The 15459-nt window shown below is 53.8% G+C and carries 14 protein-coding genes and 1 pseudogene; 14 read left to right on the forward strand and 1 reads right to left on the reverse strand.

What is annotated here, in order from left to right; genetic code table 11:
• The first annotated feature begins 225 nt into the window (after positions 1–225).
• Entirely contained in the window at positions 226–639 is a 414-nt protein-coding gene (locus tag IAE55_RS08520) for a FixH family protein (protein ID WP_076171256.1), read from the forward strand.
• Positions 640–729: 90 nt separating this feature from the next.
• On the opposite strand, the gene IAE55_RS08525 is transcribed toward IAE55_RS08520, so the two are convergent.
• Positions 730–1269, reverse strand: coding sequence for a 1,2-dihydroxy-3-keto-5-methylthiopentene dioxygenase (locus IAE55_RS08525; RefSeq protein WP_076171258.1), 540 nt, complete (start codon positions 1267–1269; stop codon positions 730–732).
• A gap of 205 nt (positions 1270–1474) precedes the next feature.
• On the opposite strand from IAE55_RS08525, the gene metH reads away from it, so the two are divergent.
• The 13 genes and pseudogenes from metH to IAE55_RS08590 form a co-directional block, all read left to right on the forward strand.
• Positions 1475–4891 (forward strand): methionine synthase, encoded by a 3417-nt coding sequence (gene metH, locus IAE55_RS08530; RefSeq protein ID WP_234489409.1) that lies wholly within the window; start codon positions 1475–1477, stop codon positions 4889–4891.
• A gap of 102 nt (positions 4892–4993) precedes the next feature.
• The gene (gene rnz, locus IAE55_RS08535) at positions 4994–5926 is read left to right on the forward strand and encodes a ribonuclease Z (RefSeq protein ID WP_105442232.1); all 933 of its coding nucleotides are present in this window, start codon (positions 4994–4996) and stop codon (positions 5924–5926) included.
• A 452-nt stretch (positions 5927–6378) separates the two neighbouring features.
• The gene (locus tag IAE55_RS08540) at positions 6379–7176 is read left to right on the forward strand and encodes a TIGR01457 family HAD-type hydrolase (RefSeq protein WP_373318987.1); all 798 of its coding nucleotides are present in this window, start codon (positions 6379–6381) and stop codon (positions 7174–7176) included.
• A 72-nt stretch (positions 7177–7248) separates the two neighbouring features.
• Positions 7249–8064 carry an Fpg/Nei family DNA glycosylase gene (locus IAE55_RS08545; protein WP_200631671.1) on the forward strand — a complete coding sequence of 272 codons (816 nt, stop codon included), beginning with the start codon at positions 7249–7251 and terminating at the stop codon, positions 8062–8064.
• The gene (locus tag IAE55_RS08550) at positions 8054–8911 is read left to right on the forward strand and encodes a deoxyribonuclease IV (RefSeq protein WP_116229866.1); all 858 of its coding nucleotides are present in this window, start codon (positions 8054–8056) and stop codon (positions 8909–8911) included. The genes IAE55_RS08545 and IAE55_RS08550 overlap by 11 nt, the downstream gene beginning before the upstream one ends.
• Positions 8912–8951: 40 nt before the next feature.
• Positions 8952–9293, forward strand: coding sequence for a cyclic-phosphate processing receiver domain-containing protein (locus IAE55_RS08555; protein WP_200631673.1), 342 nt, complete (start codon positions 8952–8954; stop codon positions 9291–9293).
• A complete protein-coding gene (locus tag IAE55_RS08560; protein WP_105442235.1) occupies positions 9290–9610 on the forward strand; it encodes a thioredoxin family protein in 321 nt (106 codons plus the stop codon). Before IAE55_RS08555 ends, IAE55_RS08560 begins: the two co-directional genes overlap by 4 nt.
• Positions 9607–10380, forward strand: coding sequence for an ABC transporter ATP-binding protein (locus IAE55_RS08565; protein ID WP_145158771.1), 774 nt, complete (start codon positions 9607–9609; stop codon positions 10378–10380). Before IAE55_RS08560 ends, IAE55_RS08565 begins: the two co-directional genes overlap by 4 nt.
• A gap of 7 nt (positions 10381–10387) precedes the next feature.
• Positions 10388–11458, forward strand: coding sequence for an SAM-dependent methyltransferase (locus IAE55_RS08570; protein ID WP_200631675.1), 1071 nt, complete (start codon positions 10388–10390; stop codon positions 11456–11458).
• 214 nt (positions 11459–11672) lie between these two features.
• Entirely contained in the window at positions 11673–13157 is a 1485-nt protein-coding gene (locus IAE55_RS08575; RefSeq protein WP_200631677.1) for a serine/threonine-protein kinase, read from the forward strand.
• 34 nt (positions 13158–13191) lie between these two features.
• Positions 13192–14220, forward strand: coding sequence for an SAF domain-containing protein (locus tag IAE55_RS08580; RefSeq protein ID WP_200631678.1), 1029 nt, complete (start codon positions 13192–13194; stop codon positions 14218–14220).
• 82 nt (positions 14221–14302) lie between these two features.
• The gene (locus IAE55_RS08585) at positions 14303–15016 is read left to right on the forward strand and encodes a hypothetical protein (RefSeq protein WP_145158779.1); all 714 of its coding nucleotides are present in this window, start codon (positions 14303–14305) and stop codon (positions 15014–15016) included.
• A pseudogene (locus IAE55_RS08590) lies at positions 15013–15459 on the forward strand (hypothetical protein); the annotation flags it as partial. The gene IAE55_RS08585 and the pseudogene IAE55_RS08590, both read left to right, overlap by 4 nt.

The following is a 15459-nucleotide window of genomic DNA, read 5'->3' on the forward strand; positions in this document are numbered from 1 at the left end:
TTTTATACGTTAGCCTGCCCAGAGGGGAATCCCTTCGTCCGGCAGGCTTTTATTATATCTTGTGTATATGAATGCCCCGTTTGCTGAGCAACCTTGACCGCGTTCCGGTCAATTTGTTCCATTTTGTTAACAGTTGGATTGTTTGGGTGTGGCGATAATTATGTATAATGATGAAGAATATGGACAAACAGCTTACATTGATAGACGTATAGGGAGTGACTTCGCTTGAGAAAGTACGGTTTTGTTGCTCTGCTGCTGCTGGCGGTATGGAGCATAGCAGGCTGCGGCAGCGGCGGCGGTGGTCATGCGGGCATGGACATGAGCGAGAGCATGATGGATCCGGTGCAGGTGGATCTTAGCTGGACGCCGGAGCAGGCCAAGGTAGGTAACCAAGTTACCATCGAGGTGAACGTAACGCAAAAGGATAAACCAGTCGATAAGGCCGATGAGGTTATGATTGAAATCTCGAAGGAAGGCGACAGCAGCAGCCATGAAAAGGTGGCCGCCCAGAATGCCGGCGGAGGGAAGTATACGCTCGATAAAACCTTCGATCAGGCGGGCACCTACAGCATCACGTCACATGTTACGGTAGGACCACAGCATACGATGCCGACGAAAAAGCTGACCGTGACGGAATAATCAGCATCATGATTCGTTTGATAACGACAAGCAACCCCCGTCCTTCCTGGCGAAGGCGGGGGTTGCTGCGTATATCGCTATATTTATGGATTAAGACTGAAAGCTTGGGTCCTGAACCGGATGGGCGACCCAGCCGTTTTCCTCGATAAAGAGGCGGACGGCGATAATTTTACGATTGTCCATCAGCGTAAAGAAATGGTTTGTATTTTCCGGAACGGAGATGACATCACCGGCTTCGAGCTCTACATTGAAGTAGCCGATGTCGCCTGCGCCCTTGATTACGAAAATTCCTTTGCCGCCCACGATCGCACGGATTTCGTCTTCGGTGTGGGTATGAACCTCTTCGAACTTATTCAGCAGGTCTTCCAGGTTCGGCGTAGCGTCGGACAGCGTGATGACGTCCCAGATCTTGTAACCGCGGCGGGCAGCCAGATCACGGATCTCCTCATCGTAGGTGTCCAGGATCTGCTTTTTCTGCTCGTCGTTCAGTTGAAAATTGGTTTGAAGCTCCAGAGGCAGCTTGGAAGCATCCCATTTTTCATAAAGAACGTTTTGATTGTTGAGGAACTCACGAACATTATCGTCACCGGTAATCCGTTCGTTCGTATTGCGAATCACGATTTCAGCCATCTCTAAACCCTCTTTTCCACTTGGATTAATTCATATTATAACGAACCATACTTTTGTTGTCGATTATATATTACACGAAAATCAGGTGCAAAACCCTGCCTTAAGGCATTTCTTACACTTTTCTAATAAGGGCTATTCTGATAAACTAAGATTTAACGTTTGGCAGGGGGGACATACAGTGAACAGACCTGACTTGAAGGAATTAATGAAAGAACGAATATTGATATTGGACGGTGCCATGGGTACCATGATCCAGCAGGTGGACCTTGGCCCTCAGGATTTTGGTGGAGAAGAGCTGGAAGGCTGTAATGAAATGCTGGTCATTACCCGTCCCGATGTGATCGAACAGATCCACGAGAAGTATCTGGAAGCCGGGGCGGATCTCATAGAGACGAATACGTTCGGCGCTACCTCGGTCGTATTGTCTGAATACGACATTCCCGAGAAGGCGCGGGAGATTAATCTGCTTGCTGCGGAAATTGCCCGCAGAGCGGCGGATAAATTCAGCACGCCGGACAAGCCTAGGTACGTGATCGGCGCGATCGGCCCGACGACGAAGACGCTGTCGGTGACCGGGGGCGTAACTTTTGAGGAGCTCGTAAGCAGCTATGAGGAGCAGGCGGTTGCCCTGATCGAGGGCAAAGTCGACGCCCTGTTGCTTGAAACGAGCCAGGATACACTGAATGTTAAGGCCGGCAGCATCGGAATCCGGAATGCCTTTGCAAGCACTGGGATCACGCTGCCGATCATGATTTCCGGTACGATCGAACCGATGGGGACGACCCTGGCCGGGCAGAACATTGAAGCGTTCTACATTTCGCTGGAGCACCTGAATCCGATTTCGGTCGGCCTTAACTGTGCGACAGGTCCGGAATTCATGCGCGATCACATCCGTTCGCTCGCCTCCATGGCCAAAACGGCGGTCAGCTGCTATCCGAATGCCGGCCTTCCGGATGAGAACGGGCATTACCATGAATCTCCGGAGTCGCTGGCCCGGAAGATGGAAGCCTTTGCGGAGCAGGGCTGGCTCAATATTGCCGGCGGCTGCTGCGGAACGACCCCGGATCATATCCGGGCGCTGAACGAGGTCATGAAGGGTTACCAGCCTCGTCAAATGGAAGGGAACCATCCGCCGGCGCTGTCCGGGATCGACCCCGTGTACATTGAGTCCGACAACCGGCCTTATATGGTGGGAGAACGGACCAACGTGCTCGGTTCGCGGAAATTCAAGCGCCTGATCGTGGAAGGGAAGTACGAGGAGGCATCGGAGATCGCCCGTGCCCAGGTCAAAAACGGAGCTCATGTCATCGACGTGTGCGTGCAGGATCCGGACCGGGATGAAGCGGAGGATATCAAACAGTTCCTGGAGCTGGTGGTGAAAAAGGTCAAAGTGCCGCTCATGATCGACACGACCGATCCGAAGGTCATCGACCTTGCGCTCAAATATTCCCAGGGCAAGGCGATTATTAACTCCATTAACCTTGAAGACGGTGAAGAAAAGTTCGAACATGTGGCTCCGCTCATCCACAAATACGGGGCTGCTGTCGTGGTGGGGACCATCGATGAGAGCGGACAGGCCATTGACCGAAACGACAAGCTGAATGTGGCCAAGCGATCTTACGATCTGCTCGTTCATAAATACGGCATTCCCGCTGAGGACCTGATTTTCGACACGCTAGTGTTCCCGGTTGGTACCGGTGATGAGCAGTACATCGGTTCCGCCAAGGAAACGATTGAAGGGATCCGTTTGATCAAGGAAGCGATGCCGGAGTGCCATACGATTCTCGGCATCAGCAACGTCTCGTTCGGTTTGCCGGAAGCGGGCCGCGAAGTATTGAACTCCGTTTTCCTATACGAGTGTACGAAAGCGGGTCTGGATTATGCCATCGTGAATACCGAGAAGCTGGAGCGCTATGCCTCGATTCCAGATGCGGAGCGGAAGCTGGCCGAAGAGCTGATTTACAATACGAACGATGAGACGCTGGCCGCGTTTGTGGCGGCGTTCCGGAATAAAAAGGTCGAGAAGAAAGAGAAAATTTCGAACTTGTCGCTGGAAGAACGGCTGGCTACCTATATCGTTGAAGGCACCAAGGAAGGTCTGATTCCCGACCTGGATGCTGCGCTGCAGAAGTACGGCGCCTTGGAGATCATCAACGGGCCGCTCATGGACGGCATGTCCGAAGTCGGTCGTCTGTTCAACAACAACGAGCTGATCGTGGCGGAGGTGCTGCAGAGCGCCGAGGTAATGAAAGCGTCCGTGTCCTATCTGGAGCCTTTTATGGAAAAGAACGAAACGTCCGTCAAAGGGAAGATGCTGCTGGCCACCGTTAAAGGCGACGTGCATGACATCGGTAAAAACCTGGTCGAGATTATCCTCTCGAACAATGGTTACCAAATCGTCAATTTGGGTATAAAAGTACCACCGGAGAAGATCATCGAGGCTTACCGGAAGGAGCAGGCCGATTTGATCGGACTATCCGGTCTGCTGGTGAAATCCGCACAGCAAATGGTCGTGACCGCGCAGGACTTGAAAAATGCCGGCGTGAAGGTGCCGATTATGGTTGGCGGAGCGGCATTGACCCGCAGGTTCACCAAAACGCGCATCCGGCCGGAGTATGAAGGCATGGTCGTGTACGCGAAGGACGCCATGGACGGGCTTGACCTGGCAAACAAGCTGATGGATCCCGAGCAGCGCAGTCTGATGCAGGCTGAAATGGACGCGGAGCTCGAAGCGCTATTGGCGGAAGCTGAAAAGCCGGTTGAGCTGCCGGAACTGACCCGTGCGGCCAAGTCCAACGTGTCGACGGATGTCCCGGTCTTTAACCCGCCCGATTTGGAACGGCACATCATCCGCAACTATCCGATCAGCCACATCATCCCATACATGAACATGCAGATGCTGCTTGGCCATCATTTGGGGTTGCGCGGTCAGGTCGAGCAGCTGCTGGAGAAAGGTGACGAAAAAGCGCTGGATTTGAAAGCAACCGTCGATGACGTACTGGATCAGGCCGCCCGTGAGGGGATTATCAAGGCGCATGCGATGTACCGCTTTTTCCCTGCGCAGTCGAGGGGCAACGACATTGTCATTTACGATCCGGAGGATCACACCAAGGTGCTGCATACGTTTACGTTCCCGCGCCAGAACGTGGCACCGTTCCTCTGCCTCGCCGATTTCCTGAAATCGGTCGACAGCGGCAAGATGGACTATGTCGGCTTCCTGGTCGTCACCGCGGGACAAGGCATTTCGAAGCTGTCTTCGGAGTGGAAGGATAAAGGGGACTATCTGAAGTCGCATGTCCTGCAATCGGTAGCTCTTGAGACCGCCGAAGCGCTGGCCGAGCGCGTTCATCATATGATGCGCGATACGTGGGGCTTCCCTGACCCGGCCGATATGACGATGAAGCAGCGTCACGGGGCACGGTATCAAGGCATCCGCGTCTCCTTCGGATATCCGGCATGTCCGGATCTGGAGGATCAGGAGCCGCTCTTCAAGCTGATGCAGCCGGAAGATATCGGCGTACATCTGACCGAAGGCTTTATGATGGAGCCTGAAGCTTCGGTGTCGGCGATGGTGTTTGCCCATCCGGAAGCACGGTATTTTAATGTCGACAAGGTAAAATAATATATATTCGGTTCATAGCCGAACCGAAGCAAATGTCAGCAAAACCCTCCGATTGTTCGGGGGTTTTTTGCTGGCGCATTCTTGGAAAGAAGGTATAGCGTTATGGAACTGGAGTTTTTGGGTACCAATGCGGGGGTTCCTTCCCTGCAGCGGAACGTGACATCGATGGCGCTTCGGATGTACGAGGAGCGGCGCAGCTTCTGGATGTTCGATTGCGGCGAAGGCACGCAGCATCAAATTCTGCGGTCTTCATTAAAGCTGAGCAAGCTGGAGAAAATTTTCATTACCCACCTGCACGGTGATCATATATTCGGTCTTCCCGGGCTGCTCTCCAGCAGGTCCAACCAGGGCGGCACCACGCCCTTGCAGGTTTACGGACCGCCGGGGATCAAAAAATACATAGACACGTCACTTACCCTCAGCCAGTCGCGAATCGAGTTTGAACTTGAGGTGATTGAGCATACGGGGGGAGTCATTTTTGAAGACGGGGAGGTCCGGGTTGAATCCCGTCTGCTGGAGCACCGCATTGACAGCTATGGATACCGGATCATGGAAAAAGACAAGCCAGGCAGCTTGGACTTGAAACGAATGGCCGAGTACGGGTTAAAACCGGGGCCGATTTACGGCCGTTTGAAGCGCGGGGAGAGCATCGACCTGGAAGATGGCCGGGTGCTGACACCCGCAGACGTGCTTGGTGCGCCGAAGAAGGGGCGCGTCGTTACGATCTTGGGCGATACCCGCCCTTGTGCCAACGTGCTGCCGCTGGCCGAACAGGCAGATCTGCTCGTTCATGAGGCCACGTTTCTGCATGAGCTTCATGAGACCGCACACAACTATCATCACAGCACGGCGCTTCAAGCCGCAGAAGCTGCCCGCGACGCGGGGGCCAAGGAGCTCATTATTACGCACTTCAGCTCACGTTACAAGGATATTGAGCACCTGCAGCCTCTATTGGCGGAAGCCAGGTCACTCTTTCCAAAAACGCTGCTTGCCGAAGAATTAGTGCTGTTTCCGGTGACCCGCCACGAAGAATAGGGAAGACATAGGGCAGGCGATAATGGAATGAAGGCTCCGGGCGAGCCTTTTTTCTTTAAGATTATAGAATTTATAAATTTCAGCGAAGCTGAACCATTCTATAATCGCAAGAAAAACTTCAGCTAAACGCGGTCTGTCTTCTTTGAAAGTACGTCGATAGACGTTTTTCTTACTGCAGCGTTTCATTGCCCGGATAATCATTATTTTCCGGGAAAGCGCAGGAAATGACACAACTTTGCACAATTGGACTTCTCGTGATAGGTTTTAGGGGTAACGCTTGACGAAATAATGGAGATAAACGTCCTTGTCGTCGTGCTTTCGGTTGCCACATTCCTCCGTTTTCTTTTACAATGGAACAAGCTGGGTTACAGGAAGCCTGGAAATCGACCGTTGCAGCGGGAGCCAGGCTTTTCGCAGCCATAAGTTTTACTAGATGAAACGAGGTATGTCCATTGAACACGCTGAGAACTACCCGCGGTCTGCTGATTGACCTGGACGGAACGTTATATCATGGGAAACATATGATACCCGGAGCGGACATTCTGATTCGAACGCTGCAATCGCGGGAAATCCCTTATTTATTCGTGACGAACAATTCTTCGAAAACGCCGGAAATGGTGGCTGCTCATTTGAACGAGATGGGTGTTCCCGCCGACAAAGAGAAGGTTTGCACCTCGTCACTAGCCGCCGCGCGGTATATCGCTGAAGAATCTCCTGGGGCCAGAGTGGCTATGCTAGGGGAAGATGGGCTTCGGCAGGCTTTGATTGAGGAAGGGCTCAAGCTCGTCGATGATGCGCCTGAATTTGTCGTGCAAGGGATCGACCGCTCTTTTACTTACGATACACTCGCCCAGGCTGTTCGCTGGATCCGTGAAGGTGCCCGCTCTGTGCTGACCAATCCCGACCTTCTGCTTCCTTCCGATCACGGGCTTGTCCCAGGGGCCGGATCGCTTGGAGCAGCAATTGAAGCGGCTTCCGGTGTCAAACCGGTGATTATCGGGAAGCCTTCGAGCCACTTGATGAAATATGCTACGGATCGGCTGCAGCTGTCCCCGACCGAAGCCACTGTGATCGGTGATAATATGCGTACGGACATTGCGGCAGGTGCTGCCGCGGGATGTCAGACGATTTTGGTCCTGACGGGGCTGACGACGGAGAGCAACTTGCAAATGCATGTCGATGCAGCCGGCATCTCTCCGGACATCATTTGCCGTGATCTGACCGAGCTGACTCAGCTGTTGTGTCCTTGATACTTTCAGGGACCGTTTTATATACATTTACATGAACATCCGTGATGGATTTTGAAAGGATAGATGAACAAGATGCCGGAACTGCCGGAAATGGAAAATTACCGAAGATTGCTGTCAGAACTGATTATCAATGCTCCGATTACGAACGTGGTCGTCAACCGGGAGAAATCCATTAATGTTCCCGTTGAAAGCTTCAAGGAGGAGCTGCTTGGCACGAGAACGATTTTTGTGGAGCGGCGCGGAAAGCATCTTATTTTCCACCTGAACAACGGCCGCAGGCTGCTCCTGCATCTGATGCTGGGCGGCTTGATGTATTACGGAACCGAAGAGGATCGCCCGAAACGTTCTACCCAGATTGAAATTTCGTTTGGGGACCGGACGCTGTATTTTATCGGCCTTCGGCTAGGCCATCTTCATCTGCATTCGGCGAAAGAAGTCGATGAGCTGTTCGCTCCCCTTGGACCGGAACCGCTGGACCGCCGGATGAATCCGGAAAAGTTTGCAGGAATATTGCAGGGGCGGCGCGGATCTTTAAAATCGCTGCTGGTCAACCAGCATGTCATTGCCGGCATCGGGAACTGCTATGCGGATGAAATCGCGTATGAAGCCGGTCTTCTGCCTTCGGTGAAGGTTCAGGATTTGACGGAAGCATCGGTTGCGAGGCTGTATGCTGCCATGCAGAAAGTGCTGCGGGAAGCCCTTGAAGGCGGAGGCTATATGGATACTCCGTTTATGGCGGGAGACCAGTTAACCGGCGGCTATGACGATCAGTGCAAAGTGTATGACCGTGAAGGGGAAGCATGCTACCGCTGCGGCGGTACCATCAACAAATCCGAATTAAACGGGCGGAAGGTTTTTTATTGTCCGTCCTGCCAGCATGAGCAGTAACCAGCTGCTCATCGGCTGCCATGTCAGCACGCGCGGCGGTTATGGGAGAGCTGCCCGGCGGGCATGGGAAATCGGAGCGAGATCGTTTCAATATTTTCCGAAAAATCCCCGCAGCATGTCGATCAAAACGCTGGATGCATCTGCTGCGGCGGACTGCCTTACCTTTTGCCGGGAGCACGGCATGCCAAGCATCGCCCACACTCCGTATCCGATCAACATCGCAATCGGCGACAGCCGGGGCCGGGAGCTGTACGAGCTGACCGTCAAGTCGCTGCAGAACGATCTGATCATCGCCGAGGCTTGCGGCACGGTCGGCATCGTGGTCCACTTCGGACATTTCAAAGGACGCGATGCATTACAAGGCTACAAAAATATAATACAATGTTTAAACGAGACGCTGTCAGGCTGGCAGGGCAGCGCGAAGATTTTGCTGGAAAACCAGGCCGGCACCCCGGGCTCAATGGGCATTACGCTTGATGAGCTGGTAAACATCAGGCGGCTGAGCGATTACCCGGAGAAAATCGGCTTTTGCCTGGATACTTGCCATGCATACGCATCAGGCGTGTGGGATCCGCGTACGACGGATGCCCTCGTTGAGCGGGGCAGAGAGCTTGGATACTGGAGCGATCTGGCCGCAGTCCACCTGAACGATTCCAAATACCCGCTCGGTTCGGGAAAAGACCGCCATGAGCGGATCGGTCAGGGGTATATTGGCGAGGAAGCCTTTCAGGCGCTGCTGTCATATCCGGAATTCCATGGCAAGGCGCTCGTACTGGAGACGGACGCAGGCGAAGACGGTACGCACCGCGGCGATATCGCCAAGGTGAAAAGCTGGCCGATCGATTAGCCGTTTCGTTTTGTTTTTTTAGGGAAGGAGGGACCCGAGCGTGATCCATCTGTTTTTGGATGACTATCGCCGTTGTCCGCAAGGCTTTACCCTCGCTCGCAATGCGGAGGAATGCCTTCTGATGCTTAAGGAGTGCGAGGTTGACATATTATCGCTTGATTTTGACTTGGGACCCGGTGAAATGACCGGCAAGGACGTGGTCAAGCATATGATTACGGACGCCTTATTCCCGCAGGAGATTTATTTGCATACGTCGAGTATGTGGGGGAAAAAGGAAATGTATGAGCTGCTCTATCATCATAAGCCAGAGCATGTCGTGCTTCATAATGGCCCAATGCCTCCGGATGAGCTTGAGCGGGTTGCGGGAGGGGAAACGCAATGAGGCATCTAAGCGAGCAGGAGCTGCTGAAGGAGCTTTGGACCAAGGGGCAGCCGCTGGCCGTCTTTTTGTATACTCCTTTCTGCGGCACGTGTAAAGCGGCCAGACGAATGCTTGAAGTGGCGGAGCACCTGCTGCCGGAGGGCATCGTGGCGGATGCGGACGTGAACATGCTGCCGCAGGTCGTTCAGCAGTATCAGATCCGCAGCGTGCCTGCGCTCCTCGTCACCGACGCGAACCGCAGCGCCAAGCCGTCCATCCGGTACAGCATGGGCTCCGTGGAGGACCTGCTGCAGGAAATTAGGGGAGTGATATCATGATTTCGATGAAGGACGTGACGCTGAGAAGAGAGGACAACCTCATTCTTGACCATGTGTCTCTCGAGATTAAACCCGGTGAGCATTGGGCGATTCTCGGGAGAAACGGCTCGGGTAAAACGACGATGCTGGAAATGATGACGGGTTATCTTTTTCCCAGCTCGGGTACAATTGAAGTACTGGGTAATGTATATGGCGAGTGCGATGTCCGGGAAGTGCGCAAAGAAATCGGCTATATCAGCCCTTCGCTGATCGAAAGGCTGTCACTCAGCGACCCGGTTTGGGAAGTAGTGGCGACCGGAGCGTACGCTTTTTTGCGATTTTATCAGGAGATTCCGGCGGACGTAAAAGAGAAGGCTTATAGTCTGCTGAAGGATATGCACTTGGGAGGACATGCGGAGCATCCCTTCGGCACGCTCTCTCAGGGCGAACGGAAAAAGGTACTGCTGGCACGCTGCTTGATGGCAGACCCCAAGCTGCTGATCATGGACGAGCCATGTGCGGGCCTGGACTTATATGAGCGGGAAAAGATGCTGGCCGAGGTCGACCGGCTTCGCCAGCGGAATATGACCGTGGTGTATGTGACCCACCATGTGGAAGAGATCGTGCCTCTATTCACCCATGTGGCGCTGATCCGTGACGGCAAAATCGCCGGTTCTGGTCCAAAGCAAGAGGTGCTGACTAACGAATTGATCAAGCGGACTTACGACATTCCTGCCAAACTGGAATGGGATGAAGGACGTCCATGGATTAAAGTGATTTCTGGAGGGTAAACCCATTTTGACTGATCATAACTTATCGAATAACGAAAACAGCGAGGAATCGGCAGATTCCATCTCAAGATTTATATGCACGGCAAACCATGGCTTCGCTCCTTATGCCCAGGAAGAACTGCGCCGCAAATTCGGCCGCCTGAAAAGCCGCGTGTTCGTGTCGGGAGAGGTGTTCCTATTAACGCTAAATGAAGAAGCCGGCCGGGCCGTTGATATGATTGTTAGCAGCCCGCCGATATTTCTGCGTCACATCCAGCCTGTGCAGCTGGAGCAAAATGCAGAAGACATGGATCAGGCGGTCCGTGAGGTCAGCGCCTTCCTGCGGAACCGGAAGGAGCTTCATGGCGCAGCCGTGTCGCTTCAGGTTCGGAAAGCCGACGACAGCCTGTGGCAGGACAGCGCGGGCAAACTGCGCGAAACGCTGGCCGAGATGCTGAGCGACCTCGGGACGGATTTCGTCGTGCAGGATCCGGAGTGGATTATTTCTATTTTTGCGGCCGGAAGCATGCTGTACGCCGGGGTTTCACGGCCATCCGACAACTTGTCGGACTGGAGCGGCGGAGCAATCCGCTTTCAGCGTGAGGAAGGACAGATCTCCAGGGCGAAATTCAAGCTGCTCGAAGCCGAGCACAGCTTTGGCATCGATTTCACCACTTTTCACAAGGCGCTTGATATCGGGGCGGCGCCTGGAGGCTGGACGTCCTTGTTGCTGGAGCGCGGTTTACAGGTTACGGCCGTGGACCCGGCGGTCATGCATGAGTCGCTGCAGGGGCATCCCGCGCTGCGGATCCTCCGGAAAAATGCCTCAGAGGTACAATTCAAGGATGAGGAATTTGATCTTCTTGTATGCGATATGAGCTGGAGTCCGAAACAGATGGTGAAGCTGGTGAAGGAGCTGCTGCCAAGCCTGGCTGCGGGAGGAACGGCGGTTGTAACGGTGAAGCTGATGCATAAGAAACCGATGGCATTAATAGATGATGTCATTTCGTCGTTTGAGCAGGCTGAGATGCAGGTTCAGAGAGCCAAGCAGCTGTTTCACAATCGGGACGAGATCACACTTTATATGATTAAATATTAAGTCCATTAAAAATTTGTCTCATTTGCCTGAATTGACGAAGCGAATGGGTTTGGAAAATATTTCTTGCGAGATCCGACAATTTATTTTATACTAGTACCAAAATTAACCAAACGATAATATAGGGAAAGCATCCCGGAGTACGATCGTGGCCCAGGCCACGTCGTTATCCACAGGGTGCTTTCCTTTTTTGTCGTTCAGAAAGGTTGTGTATACGATGAGTCATCCTTCCAGGCTGCGTCCCGGACAAAGGATTGGAGGGAGGTATGAAGTAATCGCCAGCATTGGTGAAGGAGGTATGAGCCGGATATACCTGGCAGCGGACCTGAAGCTTCCAGGCAAGCAGTGGGCCGTCAAGGAGACACCGTCGAGGCCCGAGCTGCTTCAGGGCTTGCAGGATGAGGCTGAGCTTCTCATCTCATTGAACCATCCCCGTCTCCCTCGGATCGTCGATTTTTTCGCATCGGATGAAGATGGGTTCGCTTATTTGGTCATGGACTTCATTCAGGGTGTCACGCTCGAGAAGTATTTTAAGGAGAACCAATACAGGCTCCCGGCTGGAACTATTCTGCAGATCGCGAATCAGCTGCTGGAAGTGCTGGAGTATCTGCATGGGCATGAACCCGCGGTCATTTTTCGCGACTTGAAGCCATCCAACATCATGCTTGCCCGCCAGCTGGAAGTCCGATTGATCGATTTTGGGATCGCCAGAAATTACAAGCAGGATCAATATCAGGACACCGTTAAGCTCGGTACGGTCGGATTTGCGGCCCCGGAGCAGTATGGATTGGGGCAAAGCGACGCAAGGTCGGACTTGTACGGCTTGGGCGCCTTGATGCTGTATTTGTCCACCGGCGGCAAATGCAGCGAATGGAAGGAAGGGGTACAGGAACTGATCCGCCCCGATATTCCGAAGGGCATGATCCCTATTATCCGCCGCTTGCTGAGCATTGAACCCGAAGACAGGTACCAATCGGCCAAGGAGGTACGCTCGGTCCTGGATTCCATCGGGATGCTGGGTACAGGACCGGTGGGACTGAAAGCGGGGAGGAAGCCGGGATTTCCGGGAACGCTGGCGATCGCGGTTATGGGGGCCGGCAGCGGCACGGGAACAACCCATACGGCGATTGCCGTCGCGCATTATTTAGCCCGAAGCTACGGCAAAGTAGCCCTTGTCGAGATGAATCTGCAATCGCCGGCGTTCGGCCGGATTCAGAGAATCGCGGCCGGCAGGACAGATAGCGTGCAAACGGGTGAGCGCAAGTTTGAGGTACAGGGCGTGGATTACTGGCGGCAAACCGGGAGGGCAGACGTGATCTCCCTGCTTGGTGGAAGCTACAGCTTTGTGGTGATGGATCTGGGAGCTTATTTCGGTAATGACCGGCTGGAGGAATTTCTGCGTGCGGATATTCCCATTATTGTCGGATCGGGAGCGGAGTGGAAGCACCAGGATTTGGTCGGGCTCGTCCAGCAATTGTCCAGTCATCCGCAGCATAAGTGGATGTACTTTCTTCCGCTCGCACCGCAGGACGCTGTGCACCGGCTGCGACGTACGCTGGGCACGTCCCGGGTATTTTCCATCCCGCTACAGGTGGATCCTTTTGACCAATGTGATGAGATGGACCGGGCATTTGTACGGATATTCCAAGGGCTGCTGCCGGTCGCGGAGCGCAGACGAAAGTTCAGGTTTGGCTTAAGCTGAGATGCGACTATGAAGGAGGGAGTAATCGGGAAGTATGTCAAAGTTAAGGCAGCGAACGAAACACTTGATTTATGCAGGCCTGGCAGGCGCTTCGGCGATGGGGCTGCTGTTTGCAGGCTATGCGGTCTGGAACGCGATGGAGCACAACAAACGGGAAGGAGTGATAGAGCGCCACTACCAGCGGCAAATCGCCGATTTGGAGCAGGCTCAGCTCCAGTCGCAGAAGTCGATGGCATCCGGGTGGACCATCTCCCGCGATGTTGCTCCCGGAGAGACGATCAAGCAGGGCGATCTGATTCAGATCAAGCTTCCGCTCGAGGCTGCCCCTGGCAACCTGATCACGGACAAGGACGGAGCTGCGGGAAGGACTGCCAAGATCGAGCTGGGCAAAGGTACGCCGCTAACTGAAGCGATGCTGTATGATGGCCAGCCGACCGCGCCGGATTTAAGAAACCGGGAGATGAAGGCGGTCTCACTGCCCTCCAACCTGAGGCAAGGGGATTCCGTCGACGTACGGATCCAGTTTCCTTCCGGTCAGGACTACATCGTGCTGTCCAAGAAAAAGATAGATAAGCTTGCTTCGCCAACGATGTGGATCAAGATGAACGAGCAGGAGATTTTGTCTTTGTCGAGCGCCATGGTGGATGCCTATTTGCATGATGCCGCATTATATGCGCTCACTTACGTTGAACCGGAAATGCAGAACAGGGCGGTCCCGACCTATCCGGTAAATAAAGCCGTGATGAAACTGATTGCGAGCGACCCTAACATCGTAAACAAAGCGGAGCAGACGCTGGCTGAGGCCGTGCGCACAGCGCTGGAGAGCGACCTTGCCCGCGCGGATGCACAGTCTCCAGGGAACGGCTCGTTTTCGGCGTCGGAATATTCTTCAGGGTATGGTCAGGCCTCAGGATCTTCCTCTAGCACGCAAAGCTCGTTCCAGACGGACGGTTCAACCCCTGCCGGGGAGTCAGAGGACTCGTTTACGTTGGACCAACCGCAGCAGAATAAGCTGCTGGAACAGGCAGTGAAAGAGGGTGGGAGTTCAACGGACCAACCATAGTTAAGAGCAGCCGGAGCTGTATGTAAGCAAAGCAACACGATGCCTGAACTTTTGAAAAAATTGACTGGCCAGGGGTGATGAGGTGAAGACGTGGATCTTTGCCGGAATTTGTGACAAGAGCGAGCTTCTGCTCTATGTGTGCATGCTGCTTCGTGCGGCAGGGAAAAAGGTATTGCTGGTGGATGCGACCGAGAAGCACAAATATCCGCTGTATATCGGACAGCTGGACAAACCGCTGTCTGTAACGGAATTTTCCGGCTTTGATGTCGCTTCGGGTTTTGCGGATGAATCCGAACTGACAGAACATCTAGCCTTAGTCGGGACACCGATAGAGCAATACGACGTGGTTGTGTTTGATATGGAGCAGGCGGAATTTTGCCCCCGTGATTCCTGGGAAAGCGCCGCTGCGTTGGTATGGGTCAGCGATTATGAGATTTGGACGCTGGAGCAGGGAAGGGATTGGTTGGAAGAACTGCTACGCGGGCATCTCGGCAGTACGCAGCAGGAATTCTATAAAGTGTACGTCCGGGCAGTGGATGATTTTTTTGACGAAGGGTACGCGGAAGGATATTTCGGCAGCCTCCCTGTGCTATGGAAGGAAGCATCTGTCGTCATCCCGTGGGTCGAGACGGATTATGCCTTGAAGCTGCAGAACGATCATACCCGGAAGGTACGGATCAGACGTCTAAGCCGAATATATAAAAAAAATCTATGCCTGCTGATGAGACTTCTGACAGATATGGAACCGAAAACAATCCATCGCGCCTTACGGAGCGCAGAAAGGAGCAAAGTATGAGTACAGTAGCATTTTGGAGCCCGTTAGAGGGAGGGAGCGGAAGTTCGGCGCACGCAGCAGCGGCTGCGGCTTGCCTCGGTTTGGAATATCGCCTGCGCATCCTTCTCGGTCACGGTGGTACGGCGGGGGAACGTGTGGAAGGGGCGTTCCGAAGCAGCAGGCTGGTGCTCGACCATTCCCTCGTGTCGTTTCACGATCACGGTATGGACGCGCTGGAAAGGCTTGCGGTTAACCGGCGTTTATTCAGGGACAATTTCCGGGATTACACGATCCCTGTGCTGCCTGAGCGTCTCGACTTTGTCCAGGGAAATGACCGTCGGGGAGGAACGCTGCCGGGTTATCGCGCGCAATCGGTGCAGTCCATCGTAACGATCGCCAACCAATGTTATGATCTGGTGCTGCTGGATGCCGGGTCCGGGATGGGGGCAGCCGGGGATCCGGGG

The sequence above is a fragment of the Paenibacillus sp. S28 genome (assembly GCF_016624415.1).
Classification (GTDB): domain Bacteria; phylum Bacillota; class Bacilli; order Paenibacillales; family Paenibacillaceae; genus Paenibacillus_AQ; species Paenibacillus_AQ favisporus.